Annotated in this window: 16 protein-coding genes; 4 read left to right on the top strand and 12 right to left on the bottom strand. The window is 49.8% G+C overall.

Annotation, left to right across the window (positions count from 1 at the left end; all coding sequences use genetic code 11):
- Positions 1 to 50: 50 nt before the first annotated feature.
- The 4 genes from JJD41_RS14975 to JJD41_RS14960 form a co-directional block, all read right to left on the bottom strand.
- On the bottom strand, positions 51 to 1,205 hold the full coding sequence (locus JJD41_RS14975; protein WP_200667835.1) for a glycosyltransferase: 1,155 nt from the start codon (positions 1,203 to 1,205) through the stop codon (positions 51 to 53).
- A gap of 185 nt (positions 1,206 to 1,390) precedes the next feature.
- Positions 1,391 to 2,557 (bottom strand): UDP-sulfoquinovose synthase, encoded by a 1,167-nt coding sequence (locus JJD41_RS14970; protein WP_168571416.1) that lies wholly within the window; start codon positions 2,555 to 2,557, stop codon positions 1,391 to 1,393.
- 152 nt (positions 2,558 to 2,709) lie between these two features.
- On the bottom strand, positions 2,710 to 3,309 hold the full coding sequence (locus tag JJD41_RS14965) for a chromophore lyase CpcT/CpeT (RefSeq protein ID WP_200667833.1): 600 nt from the start codon (positions 3,307 to 3,309) through the stop codon (positions 2,710 to 2,712).
- 108 nt (positions 3,310 to 3,417) lie between these two features.
- Positions 3,418 to 4,653, bottom strand: coding sequence for an esterase-like activity of phytase family protein (locus JJD41_RS14960; RefSeq protein WP_200667831.1), 1,236 nt, complete (start codon positions 4,651 to 4,653; stop codon positions 3,418 to 3,420).
- A gap of 716 nt (positions 4,654 to 5,369) precedes the next feature.
- Here JJD41_RS14960 and JJD41_RS14955 point away from each other — a divergent pair.
- The 4 genes from JJD41_RS14955 (at position 5,370) to JJD41_RS14940 (ending at position 10,194) form a co-directional block, all read left to right on the top strand.
- Entirely contained in the window at positions 5,370 to 6,641 is a 1,272-nt protein-coding gene (locus JJD41_RS14955; protein ID WP_234488845.1) for a tetratricopeptide repeat protein, read from the top strand.
- A 170-nt stretch (positions 6,642 to 6,811) separates the two neighbouring features.
- Entirely contained in the window at positions 6,812 to 8,290 is a 1,479-nt protein-coding gene (locus JJD41_RS14950; protein WP_200667827.1) for an aminotransferase class I/II-fold pyridoxal phosphate-dependent enzyme, read from the top strand.
- Positions 8,291 to 8,333: 43 nt separating this feature from the next.
- The gene (cbiT, locus tag JJD41_RS14945) at positions 8,334 to 8,936 is read left to right on the top strand and encodes a precorrin-6Y C5,15-methyltransferase subunit CbiT (protein WP_168571421.1); all 603 of its coding nucleotides are present in this window, start codon (positions 8,334 to 8,336) and stop codon (positions 8,934 to 8,936) included.
- A 379-nt stretch (positions 8,937 to 9,315) separates the two neighbouring features.
- Positions 9,316 to 10,194, top strand: coding sequence for a phosphatidate cytidylyltransferase (locus JJD41_RS14940; protein ID WP_168571422.1), 879 nt, complete (start codon positions 9,316 to 9,318; stop codon positions 10,192 to 10,194).
- A 98-nt stretch (positions 10,195 to 10,292) separates the two neighbouring features.
- Here JJD41_RS14940 and plsY read toward each other — a convergent pair whose 3' ends face one another.
- The 8 genes from plsY to JJD41_RS14900 all read right to left on the bottom strand — a co-directional run bounded on the left by plsY (position 10,293) and on the right by JJD41_RS14900 (position 18,822).
- Complete coding sequence (gene plsY, locus JJD41_RS14935) at positions 10,293 to 10,979, bottom strand: glycerol-3-phosphate 1-O-acyltransferase PlsY (RefSeq protein ID WP_200667825.1); 687 nt, start codon at positions 10,977 to 10,979, stop codon at positions 10,293 to 10,295.
- Positions 10,980 to 11,034: 55 nt separating this feature from the next.
- Positions 11,035 to 12,273 (bottom strand): DUF3086 domain-containing protein, encoded by a 1,239-nt coding sequence (locus tag JJD41_RS14930; RefSeq protein WP_200667816.1) that lies wholly within the window; start codon positions 12,271 to 12,273, stop codon positions 11,035 to 11,037.
- Positions 12,274 to 12,372: 99 nt separating this feature from the next.
- The gene (locus JJD41_RS14925) at positions 12,373 to 12,759 is read right to left on the bottom strand and encodes a DUF3119 family protein (RefSeq protein WP_200667814.1); all 387 of its coding nucleotides are present in this window, start codon (positions 12,757 to 12,759) and stop codon (positions 12,373 to 12,375) included.
- A gap of 195 nt (positions 12,760 to 12,954) precedes the next feature.
- Positions 12,955 to 13,746: an MlaE family lipid ABC transporter permease subunit gene (locus JJD41_RS14920; RefSeq protein ID WP_168571425.1), complete on the bottom strand. Its 792-nt coding sequence runs from the start codon at positions 13,744 to 13,746 to the stop codon at positions 12,955 to 12,957.
- Positions 13,747 to 14,144: 398 nt separating this feature from the next.
- Positions 14,145 to 14,612, bottom strand: coding sequence for a hypothetical protein (locus tag JJD41_RS14915; RefSeq protein ID WP_200667812.1), 468 nt, complete (start codon positions 14,610 to 14,612; stop codon positions 14,145 to 14,147).
- Between the two features lie 4 nt (positions 14,613 to 14,616).
- Complete coding sequence (locus JJD41_RS14910; RefSeq protein WP_234488844.1) at positions 14,617 to 16,476, bottom strand: hypothetical protein; 1,860 nt, start codon at positions 16,474 to 16,476, stop codon at positions 14,617 to 14,619.
- Positions 16,477 to 16,657: 181 nt separating this feature from the next.
- Complete coding sequence (locus JJD41_RS14905) at positions 16,658 to 16,849, bottom strand: CxC ATPase DNA modification system associated small protein (RefSeq protein ID WP_200667808.1); 192 nt, start codon at positions 16,847 to 16,849, stop codon at positions 16,658 to 16,660.
- A gap of 2 nt (positions 16,850 to 16,851) precedes the next feature.
- Positions 16,852 to 18,822, bottom strand: a complete 1,971-nt coding sequence (locus JJD41_RS14900; protein ID WP_200667806.1) for a DEAD/DEAH box helicase family protein — start codon at positions 18,820 to 18,822, stop codon at positions 16,852 to 16,854.
- Positions 18,823 to 18,846 lie beyond the last annotated feature (24 nt).

Here is an 18,846-nt window from a genome sequence, read left to right as displayed (position 1 = left end):
GATCGGATCGCAGCACCGCCAAACAAGGCAAAAGCGCGATCGCATCGCTTTTACCTTGTCCACGCACTCGATCGCGCGGCAGACGCTAAGCGCCGACCTTGCAAAACCCCTTGATAATATTGACTTAACTGACGGGTCGCGGCGGCCCAACTCCAGCGTTGCGCTTCAGTGCGCGCGTTGTGGCGCAAACTGTCGCGTTCCGACCCATTGGCGAGCAAGCGTCGAGTCGCGGCGATCGCCCCATCGTCGTCATCCGGGTCGAACAAGTAACCATTGACGCCGTCGGTGACGATATCGAGAATCCCACCGCGTGCGGCGGCGACCACCGGACACCCGGCAGCCATAGCTTCCAACAACACTAACCCCAGGGTTTCCGTGCGCGACGGGAAGATAAACGCATCCGCCGAAGCAAAAGCGCTGGCGAGTTCTTCCCCGTGGAGGTAGCCGACAAAATTGGTCGCCGTTCCGGCAAAATGGGCTTCGAGTTGGGCGCGATTGGGCCCGTCGCCGACCAAGGCCAGACGGGCGCCGGGAATCGCTTCGAGGACGGGTTTAATCCGATCGATTTCTTTTTCCGCCCCCAGGCGTCCGACGAACAGCAGTAAAGGACTGTCCGGGTGACCTTGAGAAAGGCGCGATCGCATGTCGCGGCTGGCTAATTCCGGGCGGAACAGTTCCGTATCGACCCCCCGTTGCCACAAATCCACCCGCTCGATCCCGTGAGCGCGCAACTCTTCCACCATGGCCATCGACGTACACAAATTGAGTGCGGCTTGATTGTGCGCGCCTTTGAGCAGTTCCCACAACAACGGTTCGAGCATCCCGAATCCGTAGTGATGGAGATATTGGGGTAAATGAGTGTGGTAAGAGGCGACTAAGGGAATTTTGAGGTTTTTCGCGTAATAGATACCGCCAAGACCCAAAATTGCCGGGTTGACGACATGAATGAGGTCGGGGTCGAACTTTTTGAGAACCCGTCGGATCGAGGGAGTCGGCAGGGCAATTTTGAGTTCGGGATACATCGGTAAGGGATAACCCGTTACCCCGTACACCTTCGCCCCTTGGTACTCGTCGATGCCATAATCGGGGGAGAATACGAGGACGCGATCGCCAGCACGCTGTAAGTGTTCGACGGTTCGGCACAGTCGCGTCACGATCCCGTCTACTTTGGGATAAAAGGTTTCGGTGAAAAGGGCTACTCTCATAAAAAATTTCCAGACAACCGACGGTCCGAGCGGCTGGGTAACACGGCTCACGAACGACGCAAACGAGCGATCGTGGCCCTTGAAAAGCTAGAGGGGAGGGGGCGAATCGCGATCTCGAACCCGCCGGAAGATCGCGAAATCGGCGATCGCCCCGAGAAAGCCCCTCAACGGTCAATGGCGGATGTCTACTTAGTTCCGACTTCCCGACGCCAAGAGACCTTGGGCAGAATTTGAGTTTTATCGACGCGATGCTTGTATTTGATCGCAAAATTCAACAGCGAATCGATGAGCGAATCCGAGAGGTAATGGGGGTCCAAGCCGAGATCGAGGAGTTTTGTATTTTTGGCGTTGAAATAATGGTCTTCGAGTTCGACTCGGGGATTGTCGAACTGACCGATTTCGACATCGAGACCCATTCCGGTCGCCGCCTGCTTGACCATCATCGCCAAGTCGCGGACGCCGAACATTTCCGTGAATTGGTTGAAGACCCGCAATTGTCCAGCTTCCGCCGGGTGGGCGATCGCCAATTCGATGCAGCGAACCGTATCGCGAATGTCCAAGAACCCGCGCGTTTGTCCGCCTTTTCCGTAAACGGTCAGGGGATGTTCGATCGCCGCTTGAATGCAGAAGCGGTTGAGTGCGGTTCCGAAGACGCCATCGTAGTCGAGGCGGTTGATCAACATCTCGTCCATCCCGGTTTCTTCGGTCAAGACGCCGTAGACTACCCCTTGATGCAAGTCCGTGGCGCGCAGACCCCAGATCTTGCAGGCAAAGTAAATATTATGACTGTCGTGTACTTTGCTCAGGTGGTAGAACGAACCCGGTTGCTTCGGATAGGGTAGGGTATCCTTGCGCCCGTTGTGTTCGATGGTGATGTAGCCTTCTTCGATGTCGATATTCGGCGTGCCGTATTCGCCCATCGTTCCCAGTTTGACCAAATGACACTCTGGGAAGTGTTCGCGCATGGCGTAAAGGATGTTGAGCGTTCCGACCACGTTATTGACCTGGGTCAATACGGCATGTTCGCGATCGATCATCGAAAACGGCGCCGAACGCTGTTCGCCGAAGTGAACGATCGAATCCGGCTGGAATTTTTGCAAGGCGTCGATCAGGAAATCGTAGTGATTGATATCCCCGACAAAGAGATCGATGGTCTTGCCCGTTAGGTCTTTCCAACGCTGGAGACGTTGTTGGATCGGGGCGATCGGAGTCAGGGTATCGACTCCGAGTTGTAAATCCCAGTGCCGACGCACCAGATTATCTAAAATTGCGACATCGTAACCTTTGTTTGAAAGGTAGAGTGCGGTTGCCCAACCGCAATAACCGTCACCGCCAATAACCAGGACTCTCATAAGGGTGATGAATCTTGCTTGCCAATACTCGGTAAATTTATCAGGTTTATGTCCCCCATGACATACATACTGGCTGACCGATTCTGATTTACCTTCACAATCGGGTTACGGGTGGGGCGATCGCTACAGGGGTCGTCGAGATCCCGGTACGTCTACCCTTTGAGGATCACTTCGTCGCCAAAATCTGCCAGTCGCTTTGTGAACACAAAAGGTCCGGCGACCGATCCCCAAACATGTTCGTCTGTCTCGGGATCGCGACCCCGGTCGTGGCTGATAAATACCTCGGGGGTAATTTCAAATTGACTGTCGAGATAGGTGGTTTTGCCCTTACGGACGACAATACATTTTTTACCCGGTTCGATCGCCCCTTTAAAGCCTTCTCCGGTCCATTCGGCGATAAACGTCGAACCGGGGATTTTTTCCAATCGTTCTCGGGTCAGTTCTTGCAAGCGTTCCACCTCTCGGGCCGCGCCGAAAAACTGTTCTTGCTCGTCGATTTTATAGTTCTCGATCTGGATGCGATCGCCCGTGGGAATTAACTTCAACACGCGCACTCGATAGGGTTGACCGAGCATGTAATCGTAAGCTTGTTCTAAATACAAGCTCAACCCGTCGAGGAGTTCCCAGGGAAGCGGACGCATACATACTCGAATGTGGGCGAAAAACGGCGGATTTTCGATCGCCTGTTCTTGATTGCTAAAGTCGGCAGCCATCCAACGGGCTAATGTTTCAATATCAGTCGAATGAGTCATTTCTATGCTTAAACTTCAATTAACCAATCCATGCTTCCCCATCGTTGAGGCAGCATGGAAGACGAACATTCCCCCTATTTTAGAATGATTGGCGATCTCCGATCCCCTTTAGATCCCGATCGCCTCGTCGGTTTTCACCCGCAATAACAAAAACTGGCTGAGGCGATCGTCGCTAAAATTATCGTCGCTGACGACGATCAAACTTGGCGACCCATCGGGCAATCGCGGACCGAAACTCATCCCTTCCAAATTGTGAATCGGAACCCCCAATTCGGCAAAATCTAAGACTAACTTCTTCTCAATCGGAGCAACTTTCGTTAACTGCCCTTTCAAACTGGCAATTCTCGATGTATCCGTCGCCGAACCCAGGGTAATTTGAAAGATCTTCGCTTCGTAACCGAGAAAGCCAAAAGAACGCTCTAAACTCAACAAGTGACCGCCGCGATCTAATGCCAGCAAATCGGTTAACCCCGTAAATAAACTCCATCGTTCGTCCGTGTCGAGTTCGTAGAGGTGTTCGGCGATCGGAATCGGCGGTCCGTCGCTGATGAGATAGTGCAGCAGGCGATTTTTCGGCTTCAATCCCGCCTCGGGATCGTCTAAATCTTGGACGAGGGGGGCTTCGGTCGCCGTAAATAACCGAATCGGATCCACACTCGGATCGCCGAAACTGCGGGCGTTGAGGGTGAGCGATTCAAACCCTAAATTCTCTTGCACCCCTCGGGTTTGGCCGTTTTCGGTCTCGTCGGGGAGATAGGTCTTCGGAATCGGGACGCCGCGTTGCCACTGTCCGGTTTCTAAGTCGTACTCGGCGACAAAGGGCGCGATCTGTTTGCGATTGACCCCTTCGCTGGAGATGTAGAGTTGGTGGGGGGGGGCGAAGGCGATCCCTTCCGGATTGATTTCGCCGATGGGATAGGGACGATTGTTTTCGTTGCGGATTTCGGTAACGTTCTCGATTTCGAGCTTTTGAATGCCGATCGCGTCAGGATTGCTAGAATCCAGGGTAAGTTTGAGGGTGTAGAAACGGGCCGGTCCGTAGTTCCCGCGATCGTCGGAAATGGCGTAGAAGCGATCGCGCCCGCGATCGTAGGTTATCCCGGATAACCCGCCGATTTGGGTTCCCTGAAAACTGCTCCCGGTTAATTTATATTCGTCTAAGAATTCTAGGGAAAGGTCGAGAAACATCCGATCTTGCGCGGAGACTGCGGGCAACGTACAGCCACTCAAGAGATTGGAGATCGCTAAAACTAATGCGACTAGGGCGATCGCCCCTTTGCGAAAACCAAATTTTACGAACTGCTTCCCTTGCTGCAACACTCGAACCTCTGAATTGTTACCCATTAGCTATCTTACCGAAAATTTGGGTTTAAAGCCCCGGCCTTCTAAGACCGCTTTTCTTCTTGTAATCTGTCAATCTAATCCTCAATCATCTGAGTCATTTTCTTGCGTTTTTGCTTGGAAATTCTTCTCAGTTTTGTGAGTCTTTCACTGTCAAAATACTCGATCTTTCCTCGATCGTCCTACCCACTGGCTACCCATCCACGTTATCATAAATCCCATGAAGATATTGAAGTTTAAGTTATACAGCCACAAGCACAATAGGCACCTCAAGCGGTCAATTAATGCGGCTGGGGTTTTTTATAACCATTGCATTGCTCTCCATAAACCGTACTAGCGTATGGGGGGTAAGCACTTGAACTGTGCAAAACTTCAGTCTCATCTGGTCAAGTTGCGAAAGCGTAATCCCTGCTGGAAATGGGTTGGCTCTCAGGCGGTGCAGGAGAGCTGTCAACGTATTGAGAAAGCCGATGGATGGTTCTTCAAGCCTCATAAAAAAGGAGTTAGCCCCCCGGATTTAAGAAGGTTAAAAAGTACAATTCCTGCACCCTGAAGCAAGTTGGATACAAGTTTCTAGGCGGTAATCGGGTCAAGATTGGGAATCGAGTCGATCGGTTTTGGAACTCCGGAGAAATAGAAGGGGTGAAGCTGTCTTGAAGAGTCACAATTTGTTTCAATTCGCGTTTTTCTGGCATGATTTAGCCCATTTTGCCAAATTTATGTATAAATTACCCCCAATTTTGACAAAAACCCGTTTTCAATGGTTTACAGGCTGTTTTGGTTTCGCCCAGATTCCCGTTGGTCTGCTGGCGATCGCCCTATGGAGTTGGGCGCCCGCCCCGGTCGGCGCCCGTTCGGAAACGACGGAACCACCGCCGATTCCAGCGCCGGAGTCTTCGGAAATGGCGCCGGATCCCCTGTTGCCCAATCCTCCCGAAGACGGTGTATTGCCTCCAGAACGCCGTCAATCTCTGGAATTGGCCTTGGATCGCCTCAATGCGGAAGCGTTGGCTCAATTGGCGGCGGGAAATGGGAAAGAGGCGTTTAAATTGTGGAATCGGGAATTACGGTTGCGTCGCTATCTCGGCCCGATCGCCGAAGTGCAGGCGTTGAGCCGGGTGGGGGCGATCGCGTGGCAGCAGGAGGAGTTAACTCAAGTCGAAATTGTCGAGACCCGCTTGGAGGCGATTCACCAGGAGTTTTGTCCGGGGGGTCAGTTATGCGATTTGGCGCTTTTGCGGGAATTGGGAGGAGCATTCGAGCAGGTGCGATCGCGCGATCTGGCTATTCGCGTCTACAGCAAACTGTTGGGCAATGCCCGTCAACGGGAAGATATTGAAGAGATTAAGGTTAATTTAGAAAAAATTGGAAGATTACAAGTAGAAAATCTTGACTATCGCGCTGCTGCTCCCTATTACGAAGAATTGCTTGTTCATGCGACAGCACGGGACGATCGCGAGGCTCAAATTGGTTATATCGAACGCTTGATTTTCGTGTACGCCCAAGGACGCGATCGCGAACGGGCGATCGTCATGCGGCAACAATTGATCGCCCACTATTTAAACGTGCAGGATTTACGTAAAGTCCCGCAGTTGAAAGTGGCTGTGGGCGTCGATTCCCAACTGCTGGGCAAACTGCCGGAGGCGATCGATAATTACCGCCAAGCTTATACGATGGCTTGGTCGCTCCAACAATTCCAAGTGGCTCGCGAAGCCCTGCAACAATTGGCGGACTTGTATTATTCTTTAGAGAAAGTTAATGAAGCATTGCAAGTTTACGAGGCGATGTTAGTCGTCGATCGCCGCGCCACAAATCTTTACGGATTGATGGAGAGTTTCGATCGCATCGGCCAAATTCAGCGCGATCGCGGGGCCTATCCGGAAGCGCTCGCCGCCTTCCAAAGCGCTTTAGAATTGGCTCGACGCCTCGATGCCCCCACGGATCGATTCAGCCGCCAAATCGAGGAAATCGTCCGCCAATCGGCTGAATAATAAGCGGCGACGGGCTAAAAGTTTGAGTTTATTTTAAGAATGATGGGTTACACTTTTCGGCGATCGGGTTGGGTGGCGCTCAGGGGTGGGCGATCGTTGCCGAAGGATGCGTACACCACAGCCTGTTGAGTGGCAATCTAAAATCTAAAATCTAAAATCTAAAATTCCTCGTGTCATCTACCCACAATCCTAAAAAAGCTCCCATTCTCGAAACCCTGCAAGCGTGTACTCAGCGTTGTCATGCGCCGTTTTATACCCCCGGTCACAAGCACGGGCGGGGAATGCCGCAGGAGTTGACGGCGTGGCTGGGGTTGCCCGTATTTCAGGCGGACTTGCCGGAATTGCCGGAACTCGATAATTTGTTTTCGCCCCAAAGTGTGATTCAAGAGGCCCAGGAGTTGGCGGCAGAAGCGTTTGGAGCCGATCGCACCTGGTTTTTAGTCAACGGATCCACGAGTGGGATTGTGGCGGCGATTTTGGCGACTTGCAGTAGTGGGGACAAAATTATTTTGCCGCGCACGGTTCACCGTTCGGTGATTTCCGGTTTAATCCTTTCCGGGGCGATGCCGATTTTTATCAATCCGGAATACGATCCCGGGTGGGATCTGGCGTGGGGGATGGGGCCAGAGGCGGTAGAAGGGGCGTTAAACGAGCATCCTGATGCTAAAGCCGTGATGGTGGTTTATCCGACCTATCAGGGGGTTTGTAGTGACATCGAGGCGATCGCCCGTATTTGCCGCGATCGCGACGTTCTCCTGTTGGCCGACGAAGCCCACGGGCCTCATTTTACCTTTCATCGAGACTTGCCGATGGCGGCGTTGGCGGCGGGGGCGGATGTCAGCGTGCAGTCGATCCACAAAGTCCTCGGGGCGTTGACCCAAGCTTCGATGGTACACGTGAAAGGCGATCGCCTCGATCCGGACCGCCTCAGTGCGAGTTTGCAACTGCTGACATCGAGTAGTCCGAGTTACTTGCTGTTGGCGTCCCTGGATGCGGCGCGGCGACAGATGGCCCTCGACGGCGAGGCGCTGATGGAGGAGACGTTAAAATTAGGGCGATCGGCCCAAGCGCAAATTGCGGCGATTCCCGGGTTGAGGGTCTTGGACGGGCCGAGTGCGCCCACATCGGGATTTACGGCACGCGATCGCACCCGCATCGTCGTCAACGTCAGCGAGTTGGGATTGAGCGGTTACGAAGCGGACGAAATTCTCGACGAAAAATTCGGCGTGGTTTGCGAATTGCCGTTACCGAAAACAGTGACCTTTATCGTCAGTTTGGGCAATACTCAAACCGATATCGATCGCCTCGTGGCGGGATTGCAGGGATTAGCGCGGCAGTTTCGACGGGAGGGGGACGGTGGAGGCGATCGCCCCCCACTCGCCTTTCCCAAATTGACCCCGAAACCCTTGCGCCTGTCTCCGCGCGATGCCTTTTTTGCTCCGGTGGAAACGATTCGCGCGATCGATGCCGTCAACCGCATCAGTGCGGAGTTGGTCTGTCCCTATCCGCCGGGAATTCCGATTTTGATGCCCGGAGAGGCGATTGGTGCAGCCGCGATCGATTACTTGCACGCCGTCAAGGCCCGAGGCGCCCTGCTGACCGGATGTAGCGATCCGAGCTTTCAAAGGGTGCAAGTCGTGCAAGAGTAGGGAATTAGCCCCGTATCGAAATTTTTCACCTGCCGTAACGATTATGCCTTCTACTTTGTGGCCCTACATGACCCCTGGAATTCCGGACCATCTGTTCGAGCGACTGCCGGGAATTCCGATGAGCAAGCGCGAAATCCGCGTGTTGTTACTCTCCCACCTGAGATTGATGCCGGATTCGGTGTTGTGGGATATCGGCGCGGGAACGGGGACGATTCCGGTAGAGGCTGGATTGAGTTGTCCTCAAGGGCGAATTGTGGCCGTAGAACGGGATGAGGAGGTGGCGGCGCTGATTCGCAAAAACTGCGATCGCTTCGAGGTGACCAATGTGGAAGTGATCGAAGGCAGCGCGCCGGAATGTCTCGCCGAGTTGACGACTCGACCCGATCGCGTTTGCATCGAAGGGGGGCGATCGATTTCCACGATTCTCAAAGAAGTCTGGCCCTATCTCAATTCCGGCGGTCGCGTCGTCGCTACTGCGGCCAATTTGGAAAATCTCTACAGCATTTCCGAAAGTTTCGCGCAGTTGCACGTGCGTAACGTCGAAGTGGTGCAATCGTCGATCAATCGCTTGGAAACGCGCGGTACCCATCAAACTTTTGCTGCGGTGGATCCGATTTTTATCCTGAGTGGAGAAAAGCTCGACTGAAGTCGGTGCGAGTTCCGATCGCTGTTGACTCGACCGTGGAACCTCCCCCGACAGGGAAGGTTCTATGGTTGAGGACGACTCGAAACCCGTTGCGTTAGGAAGGCGATGCCAACGATCGCGGCATCGAACCCCTGAATTGGCTTGAGGGAGTTCTTGTATCCCCGCCCTCAAACATTGCTTGTCCGAATGAGTCGCTCGTTTTTGAGGACGGGTTTATGGCTCCCTCAATCTCCCTGGTTCGGATAAAATTAAGCTTCGGTTAACTCCGATTTTCGCTACGGTTAATAGAGTAAGCCGGATGGGTCGGTCTGGCTCACCTTGCTTGCTTAGCTGGCCGATCGCCTGACTCAACGCCAACTCTACTCGAACAACCCTTTTTATGCCTTGGTCCCGGATTCTCAGTACGATTGTCGCTAGTCCCCTCGCTTTAGGGGCGATTTGGCTGGGGGGTTGGTACTACACCCTCGGTTTTGCCATTCTCGTTTACCTCGCCCATCGCGAATATCTCAATTTAGTTCGCGCCAAGGGAATTATTCCGGCAGGAAAAACGAGTTTATTTTTAACGATTTGTCTGGTCTGCTGCGCCAATATCAACCCGCAGTTTGCCGATGCACTCTTGCCTCTGGCTGGAACGTTTATCTGTTTTTATTTATTGTTCAAACCGAAAATGGCGACGATCGCCGATTTGGCGGCCTCCATTCTCGGTTTGTTTTATATCGGTTATTTACCCAGTTTTTGGGTCCGTCTGCGATCGCTCGGGCGCAGTCTGACCCTCAACGATTCCGTGTTTCCTTTCCCGGAAACCTGGCAGTTGGGCGCCGATGGGGTGCGCCACCTCTCGGAAGGCTTGACCCTGACCTTAATCGCGTTCGGCTGTATTGTCGCCGCCGATATCGGTGCCTACGTGTTCGGCAGGTGTTTCGGTCGCACGCCGTTGTCCGATATCAGTCCCAAGAAAACCGTAGAAGGGGCGATCTTCGGCATTGCTAGCAGTGTGGCGGTGGCGACTGCCGGAGGCTGGTATATCCACTGGCCTGCATGGCCGGAAACGGGGGTAGCCTTGGGGCTGTTAATCGGGATTGCCAGTTTGCTCGGGGATTTAACCGAGTCGTTGATGAAGCGCGATGCCGGGGTGAAAGATTCGGGACAGTTGATTCCCGGTCACGGCGGCATTCTCGATCGTGCCGACAGTTACGTGTTTACCGCGCCGATCGTTTATTATTTCGCGACCTTAGTGCTGCCGTTGTTACGAGGTTGAGCGTTCGCCCCTGGAGGGGATTGTCCCCGGTGCGATCGCCGGACATCGAGGCGGCCCGAGGGTCGCCCGATTTACTTGATTCTCGATGGGCGAATCGCTTAAGACGGTTGGCTTTGGGAGTCCGGCGCGACGAGCTTTTCGCCGATGCGCGGTTCGGTTCCGGCGAGCAAGCGCTCGATGTTGCTGCGATGCCGCCAGATCACGTACAGCCCTCCGACGATCGCAAAGGCACAGTAGGGCGCGGGTTCTCCGAATAACAGCATCAAGCCGGATACGGCGATCGCTCCGGCGATCGAACTGAGGGAAACAATTCGGGAAATGGCGACAAAAACCGCAAACACGCCCAAGGTTCCCAAGCCGACGGGCCAAGACATCGCCAGCAAGACGCCGAGGCTGCTGGCGACGGCTTTCCCGCCTTGGAAGCCGAGCCAGACCGATTTACTATGGCCGATTAAGGCGGCAAAAGCGGCGATCGTCGTCATCCAGGGCAGCCACAGTTCCGTGTCGGCGGTCGGCGGTACGAACGGGGCGATCGCCTCCCAACCGTAGACGGCGCGCACGAGGGCGATCGCGGCGGCTCCTTTTAAAATATCCACGAGTAAAACGGCGATCGCCGGACCTTTGCCGATCGTTCTCAACACGTTGGTGGCTCCGGTCGAACCCGATCCCTCTTGTCGCAAATCGATCCCTTTGAGCAGTTTGCCGACGAGGTACCCGGTCGGAATCGAGCCGAGTAAGTAGCCCGACAGCCATAATCCAGCATTAAGTGTCAGCCAAGCAATCATGTTTTTTGTGTTTTGTCAACTGTATTGAAGGATTTGGGGGAGTGGAGAATGAGGATTAAAACTGCCCTCCCGGCATTTCCGGATCCGGGGCGAATGCCAGCCATAAAGGAAATTGCAAGAGTGCCAAACTGATGCTGTTTTCCGTTTCGTCGATCGCTATGAATGGTAATTGACCTTGTTTGACCAGGCGATCGGCTCTTTGTGCTAGCACTTCGGGTTCTTCAAATAAAATCACCCCGCGTTCCGGTCCGAAATCGCCGCGCGAAATGCCCAGACAATCTTGCAGACCGCGCCGCCATTCCCCCAGGCGTTCGGGACTGTTGGCTAAAATTAACGTCCGAAAACGGTTCCCGTAAAGGGTTTTGAGGACCGACATCGCCGCCGAGGCGATCAAGATATTTTGCAGGCGAGAACCCATCGTGCGGATGGCCCCGCGTCCCCCTTGCACGAAAAACCAATCGGAGAGGCGATCGGCATGAATCGGCTCGAAGGTTCGCCGCAACTGCCACGCGGGCCCGTAGTAATCGGGCATGGTGCGATATTGGTCGAGCAGTTGGCGAATTTGCTTGACCCGATCTTGAAACCGTTGTTTGGCAAATTTCGGGGCAGCGGTCCGTTCGGGGGGTTCCGGGGTCGGACTGGGGGGGGCGCTTCTTTGTCCTTGCCAATTGGGCGCTTGGCTCAATTCCAATTGTTCGGCGGCGGTGGCTAAATCTTGCAAGCTGCCAACTAAATATTCTTTAAATCCTTGGACGCGAATCGCTAAATCTTGGGAAACTCCGGCGAAGCTGGTTTTCATTTCTTCGCGGATTCGTTCTTGTCGCCGTTCGAGTTGCTCGACGGTAATCTGTAGGTTGTGTTTGCGCTGTTCGAGTTCGCTGAGGGACTCTTGAATCAGGCGTCCCATCGCCCCTTGAGTTTGGGCGAGTTGGTCTTGCAGCAGTTGGGCGCGGCTGTCTTGCAGTTGGGCGATTTCTTCTTGAAGGGCGCGGTGTTGGGCTTCAAGCTGGGCAATGCGATCGCCCCACTGCGCGGCGATCGCCTCTTCTGTAGGGACGCTTTCCGGTTCTGCCGGGGGTTCGTGGTCGGTGTCGGTGTCGGCTTCGTCCTCGGCGGCGGTGGCGGCGGCGATCGCCTCTGAAGCGTCTGTTTCTGGCGCGGATTCCCGTTCTGGCGCGGGTTCTGCCTCGGTGGGCGCTTCCGCGATCGCCGGATCTTCCTCGGTCGTTTGCTCTTTCGTAGCTTCCCCTTGGGGGTCTAAGGCGTCTGGATTGTGGATATCGTCCGAACTCATAGCAAGTACAGTCTCATGTTCAAGCTTTTTTAGCGTACCAGTCAGCCCGAATTCTCCGCGATCGGGCGATCGGGCGATCGCCTGTGGTTTCAACGGGAGTTAACGATAAGGACAGCGCTGTTCCAAGCAATTTTGCAAGGTTTTCGGGTCGAACAAGACCGGGACGAAGTGAATGCTATTCACTTCTTTGAAATAGAGCAGAATCGGCACGGGCGGCCAAAAAATCCGCCAATTTTCCCACTCCCGATAGGGAAAGCGCCGAATCCGCTTCTCTCCGCGATAAATATCCAAGTCGGTCGCGGTAAATTCCAAGCGCAAGGTCGCCGCTTGCAGCAGTAGAAAGATCGAAAAGGCTAGGATGACAAAGCCGATCCACAGGTTGAGTAAGGCGACGGGAATCGAGCCGATTAAAATGGCTAAGGGTAAGACGTAACTGGGTTCGAGTCGAACGGTTTGGGTCGGTTGTAAGCCAGAAGTGGTAGTCACGAGATTAAAGTCCTCCCGAATGAGCGATACGATCCGAGTGAATGTGAAAGCACGGATTTTATAGCGGTTCTCAATTGAGTCGTGTTGAGTTGCAGTTGAGTTCAGGATAACGATCTCGGTGGATTCCCGTAAACCGGGAAGGGGCGATCGTCTCTAAATTGCCTCTATTCTATAAGCTTCATCGATCTGTCCCAACTACAAGCCGCCTCCCTGACCCATCCCTTGGAACATCAGCCAGGATAGGAAGAAATTCGCAATAAAAATGGCGAGTAAGGAGGTGACGACGGCGGTGGTGGTCGATTGTCCGACGCCTTTCGCCCCGCCTGTGGTGGTCAAGCCCCAGCTACAGCCGATCGTGGCAATTAACCCCCCAAAAAATAAGCCTTTAATTCCGGCGCTGAGGATATCCCAAATATCTAAAAAGTTGCGAATCGATTCGAGAAACATGGTTTGGGACAAGCTGTAGAGATTGGTGGCGATGAACAGCCCGCCGACTAGACCCGTGACTAGAGAAAACAAGGTCAAGATCGGCAACATGATGCAACAAGCGAGAAAACGCGGAATGACGAGGTAATCGATCGGATCGGTTTTGAGGATGTAGAGGGCGTCAATTTGTTCGGTCACTTGCATGGTACCGAGCTCGGCGGCGAAGGCGGAACCGACGCGACCCGCGAGGATGACGGCGGTCAGGACGGGGGCGAGTTCTCTGGCGAGGGCGATCGCGAGGACCCCACCCACCGCACTCCCGGCGCCGAAGTTAATGAATTCTCGCGATACTTGGATGGTGAAGACCATCCCGACGAAGGCGGCGGTAATTAGGGCGATCAGCAGGGAGTCCGGACCGACGGCGGCGAGTTGTTCGAGGGTGTTGCGACGGTGGATTTTACCGGAGAGTAGGTGATAGATGACTTGACCGCCGAGCATGATCGCCGCGAACGATCGCCGCATCCATTGGGTCAAGCTGGATTGAGATTTCTTTTTATTCAAGGCGACGCCGAACGTACAACGTTGAATTGTAGCGAATTGAATTGACTCATCTGCAATAATTTTTTTGATTAAAACTTAAGATTTGCGATGGAGACGCCCGCCATCGGCGATCGCGCGGATCTGAGCGAGGTGGATGTGTGGGGTGGATGGGTATCGTTCCTTTTGTACAATTTCTTGTGTATGAGTGCTTCTGCGATCTTCTCTCGATGCAAATGCTCCGATCGCTGGGCTTAGAAGGGAATATTCTATCGGCTGTGGATGTTTATTTCTCCTTCTATACTTATCTGCTTCATCTCCTCTTACATCATCCCAACTTTATGAAATATCAGATTGATTTGATTTGTATTGTCTGTAGTAACATGCTATTCATAGACTCTCAACCAAAAAACAAAAAATTATTATTTTTGCGACCGATCTTGATACAATTTACTAACAATTTTGGCATAGCTGCGGACAAATGTTTCCATAGAACGCGGTCGTTCTTCCAATTCTTCTGATAAGACATCAAATCCCCCATGAGCGTAAGCATTCATGCGCTTGATTCCATCGAGAGACATATAAGAGGGTGATTCGGGATCGACAATTTCCTTTATCACTTTATAAACTGCATCTCGCTCCTTTAGATCGATGGCTAGGCGACGCAATTCTGCATGAATTAACAAACCGACTAACAAACGCCCTTGGCTCTTATAATCTCCAGGAAAATATTCGACAAAATCATCTACCTCATCACTTTTGACCGAATCCCGATGACCGGAAGCGAAGCCAGCAGTTAAACACCAATAATAGGGATCGAACAATAAATCGTAATCCTTTTCAAGATATTTAAACCAGCGTCGAGCATCTTTGCGAATTTGAAATCCCATAAACTTAAATCTCCTTATCTAAATCAAAGCGATCGAAAAATTCTTTTCCTTGAATTAAGATACCATTCGATGTTTCAGTTACTAGACGATCGTCGATATTTTGCCAGAGATCGTTCATTTGTGGTGTTTTACGAAATATTGTTAAATATTTTATATTTTGCGGTTTACTATATTCTAAAACATCAACAAAATTTTGACGTTCACTGGAAATTGTAAAAGCCACAAATTGATCGCAAAGCTTTGGGATTAAACGGGCAACTTCAGGACGAATATTAAGATCCAATGGTCCTGCCGGACTATCGACAATAAAAGGAAGCTGATGTTCAGTGCGGTTAAATAAGGTTGCTAGAAAAGCATAACTGACCGACAACGTTTGACCCACACTAGCACCTTCTTTCCCCTGTAATTTCAAGGATTCCTGAATATCTTCTAAAAAAATAGGGTCTCTCGATAAGAGTTCAGCTATGCGATCGTTCGTTTGCTTGAGAATTAATTCCCGTAGTTCTTCCCTGGCTTTTCCATGCGCTTGATTCAGAATTCGCGAGAGTATATCGATTTGCTTTTTCAGTTTGATAGTATTTGTTGCTTCTGCTACCTCGTATTCTTTATCTTGAATGAGTCGATTTAGCTCTTTCAAGCATTCTGTATTCTTGTCGGGTTGAGGGGAAGGAGACCTTTCTATTTCTTCAAGATCTTTAATACATTTTTTTTGTTTTTCTTCAAGCTCTTGTAGTCTTTCTTTCTTCTCTCTGATTTCCGAGTCACCTTTCTGTTCTCTCAAATTTTCAAGACCGCTTTTTTGAGTTTTCAAATCATCTCTATCTCTAATGAATTTAGATAAATTATTTAATTCTTGTTGAAATTCTTGATGATAACTATCAGGATTTGAATCGTAACAATAGTCAGCAATATCTGATTTAATACTATTTAAAACTCCAACTTCATCTTCTCCTAGATACTGTTGTGCGCGATCGCGAATCGCTTGACGTGTCAAATCGTCTAAATGACGACCGCAGACACATTCATCCGCCGCAGCAAGTTCGTCAAAAAATTCTTTAGAAGTTGAAGTGGGTAATTTTAGCAAATCTAAGTTACTTTTTAAATCGACTAATTGATGAGCCAAACCGGGTAAAAGTTTGTGGGGCGATCGCATGGAACGCATTACTGTTCCTATTTGTTCCTTTACGAGGTTTTCTGCCGTTTGAAGACGCCCATTTAAATCATCCAGATCTTTACCAAGATTTTCATCCTTTTTGAAGGCTTTATCATATTCAGCTTGCGCTTGCTCAATTTGTGATTTTAACCGAGATTTCTCTTTGTTTAATTTGGTTTGCTTGTGTTTGACATTCTGACGTGTTTGATTGAGTCCTTTTAACTCGTTTTGTAACCTAGTTAACCATTGTTCGCTTTTAACATTTGTTGTCTCAGTATAACTCTGCCAATATGATTCAAATTTGCCCCGAACTTTCTCTAGCAAAAATAGTTGAAATAAAGCATCAATGGCTTCACGGGCGCGAGTACGATTGGCGTCAAGTAAGTGATTGGCTAGTTCGCCATCAAAGACAAAAAGATCGGCAAAAGTAGGATTTAAAAATTTTGAAATTTGTGGAGGGGGATAGAATCCATCTTTAACTCCCGATCTAAAAGTCGTGCGATAATCTACTGTAAGTTTTTCAAAGTCTAAATTGAGTTCAAAAGTTAACCTTTTTTCATTTAAAGCAAGGTGAACAATGAATTGACCAAATGAAGGATTACCATTGTTGCGGAAAGCCAGAATTTCGTCGGGATTCCAATTTTTGGCCGAACCGGATAAAGTTGCTCTTAATAATTTTAAGGTTGTTGTTTTTCCCGTACCATTAGGCATTTGAATTAAGCTAACTGGATAGGGGACTAGAGAATTATCTTGACATAAATTTATTTCGTGATCCGGACATCTTAAGTTTTCGCTAGACCACCCTAGAATGAAAAATTTTAGACTCATTTTAGTCTCCACTCACTAAAGAATAGATCGAAAGAATTGGTGACTGAATAGAAAAATACGATTGTTAATCACTTAGTAGAACCGTATTTAGAATACTTTCAACAAATTTTTCAGCTTCATCATCGTCGTCTAAATTAGTATTAGATTCTGATATTTCATTTAAACAGTTAATCAATTCATCTGCAAGATTATCCGGCTGATTGTTATCTTTTACTACTTCTTTAATTGCTGATTTTATAATTTGATCTAATGCCATATTTAGTCTTCCTCTCGATTAATTTTAGACAAATCTTCCAACCATTGTTTTCTTTCTTGGTCGCTATTGAGTTCTTCTTTATCTTCTTCTTGAGTACGGATGAAATCAACAACGATCGCCCGTTTGTCCGGATTAGCTGGATCTTTTCTCAAACAACGACCCATCCTCTGTATTGTCTCTAATTTTGCTCGTGCTGACGACAGTAAAATTACAGAACGCAGGGACTGAATGTCAATACCTTGGGAAATTCTATGGCAGGTAATCAGACAGTTAATTTTTCCTTCAGCAAAATCGATCAATTTTTGGCGATCGTCATCAGCATAATAGGTATGAAAATCATGACGGTGGTGATGAATAAGATCCAGAACTTCTTCTCCATATTGACGATCTTCAACAAAAACAATCGCGCGTTCGAGAACTTCAGGATATTCATCTAAAAATGCTTCAAAATAGGGTAATTTAGCCTTAGATGTTTTATAGACTCTAGCCAATGCCGTCCAAAATTCTTCATTAGACATCGGGTTTCCTTCCTTTTTACGAGATTGTTTTTGAACGTAAACTCCTCGAATGCGCTGCCGATCTTCTTCTGATATTTCATATTCAATCCCGTGGTAGTCAAATTCACATAAAATTCCTCGCTTAATTGCATCTTCTAAACTAAACCTATAAATTACAGAGCCAACATTTTGTTCGATAAAATCTGTTCCTTCACGATCGTACTCTCTTTCTGGGGTTGCACTCAAACCCAGACGATAAGCAATATCAACGGACAATCCATCTAGATTTTCAATATTAGCAGGACTTCCCAATCCATGAACTTCATCATGGATAATCAGTAACCGACTCCGGGTTTGGCGATCGAGACAACGCAATACGTAACGTAACGCATTGCGGGAAATCACTAAAATACTGCAATCCGGATCTAAGCTATATTCTTCTCTTTGATGGTGTTGTTCGTAATGTTTAAGAACGCGAAATCTTGGATTTAAACGAGTTGCGATGGGATATAGCTGTTTAGTCCATTGATCTAAAAGATCTGTGCCGATAGTAGTAATGATAACTGAATCAATTGCATTCAAATCGACAAGTTTTTGTAAAATTGTTAATGCAGTTCGCGTTTTCCCGGTTCCTGTTGCCATTTCTAAAACACCGTGACAGTGATCTAGAAATATTTCAATTGCTTCGCTTTGGTGTCGCCAAGTATTCTGTTTTTTAGATGATTTTAAATTATAATTATCCCGAGCTTCAGATACCGAAAACTGATTGAATGTTACCTCATATCTTTCCTCAGTCGGTGGGCGATCGGGTGTCATTCTCAGCAGCGATCGCCGCGCGGCTTCCGGAAATTCAATAACTTCTACATTGTCAGTTCTATTATTCCAGAGGCGATCGAAGTCTTGAACTTTTCGTAAAACTCTCGATCGCACTTCTGAAGACCAAGAGCAAAAAACATCGATACATTCAAAATTGGCAATTAAACCGGAAGAGCTTTCATTCGCAGAACCAGTAAAAGCAACACTGTCATTGTTTCGATCTGTAAAAATTCCCAGTTTTTCATGATAAATTCCATAACCATTGACAGCTTTGGTAATCGCTAATTTGATTTCGAGAATATCTCGTGCTAACAACCAAGCCAAACAAGCCAGACGATCGCCTACAATGTTTTCAAATTCTCGATCGAGTTCTCTCGCGATCGCCCGCGCAATAATTTCTTCGCGTTGTTGCAATCCCATCGCGATCGCGTGAGTATCTTCTGAAGATAACTTCGGAGACGTAATTAATTGCATTTTACCGCCCGAACGAATTAAAGCCGTCAACCCTTTGGCAGCAATTGCCATCGAACTGCTTGAAAAAAAACCGACGGCGCGTCGATAAAGTGTTGCTTTTGCCAAGCAAGGGATGTAAAAATCGTCAATCAAATTATCGCGATCGCTCCGATAATCTTCTTTAAGGTCTAACTCAGCTAAATTCAACTCGGATACTCCTCCTGTTGAGGC

Origin of the sequence: Oxynema mangrovii CENA135, assembly GCF_016632315.1 — a bacterium.
GTDB lineage: Bacteria > Cyanobacteriota > Cyanobacteriia > Cyanobacteriales > Laspinemataceae > Oxynema > Oxynema aestuarii.
This window is presented reverse-complemented; position numbering and strand designations above follow the sequence as displayed.

Bases quoted from the DNA above. Each gene is read 5' to 3' on its own strand.
- JJD41_RS14975 (WP_200667835.1), bottom strand. From the start codon at position 1,205: ATGAGAGTAGCCCTTTTCACCGAAACCTTTTATCCCAAAGTAGACGGG.
- JJD41_RS14910 (WP_234488844.1), bottom strand. From the start codon at position 16,476: ATGCCTAATGGTACGGGAAAAACAACAACCTTAAAATTATTAAGAGCA.
- JJD41_RS14970 (WP_168571416.1), bottom strand. From the start codon at position 2,557: ATGAGAGTCCTGGTTATTGGCGGTGACGGTTATTGCGGTTGGGCAACC.
- JJD41_RS14940 (WP_168571422.1), top strand. From the start codon at position 9,316: ATGCCTTGGTCCCGGATTCTCAGTACGATTGTCGCTAGTCCCCTCGCT.
- JJD41_RS14905 (WP_200667808.1), bottom strand. From the start codon at position 16,849: ATGGCATTAGATCAAATTATAAAATCAGCAATTAAAGAAGTAGTAAAA.
- JJD41_RS14915 (WP_200667812.1), bottom strand. From the start codon at position 14,612: ATGGGATTTCAAATTCGCAAAGATGCTCGACGCTGGTTTAAATATCTT.
- JJD41_RS14960 (WP_200667831.1), bottom strand. From the start codon at position 4,653: ATGGGTAACAATTCAGAGGTTCGAGTGTTGCAGCAAGGGAAGCAGTTC.
- JJD41_RS14965 (WP_200667833.1), bottom strand. From the start codon at position 3,309: ATGACTCATTCGACTGATATTGAAACATTAGCCCGTTGGATGGCTGCC.
- cbiT (WP_168571421.1), top strand. From the start codon at position 8,334: ATGCCTTCTACTTTGTGGCCCTACATGACCCCTGGAATTCCGGACCAT.
- JJD41_RS14955 (WP_234488845.1), top strand. From the start codon at position 5,370: ATGTATAAATTACCCCCAATTTTGACAAAAACCCGTTTTCAATGGTTT.
- JJD41_RS14930 (WP_200667816.1), bottom strand. From the start codon at position 12,273: ATGAGTTCGGACGATATCCACAATCCAGACGCCTTAGACCCCCAAGGG.
- plsY (WP_200667825.1), bottom strand. From the start codon at position 10,979: ATGATTGCTTGGCTGACACTTAATGCTGGATTATGGCTGTCGGGCTAC.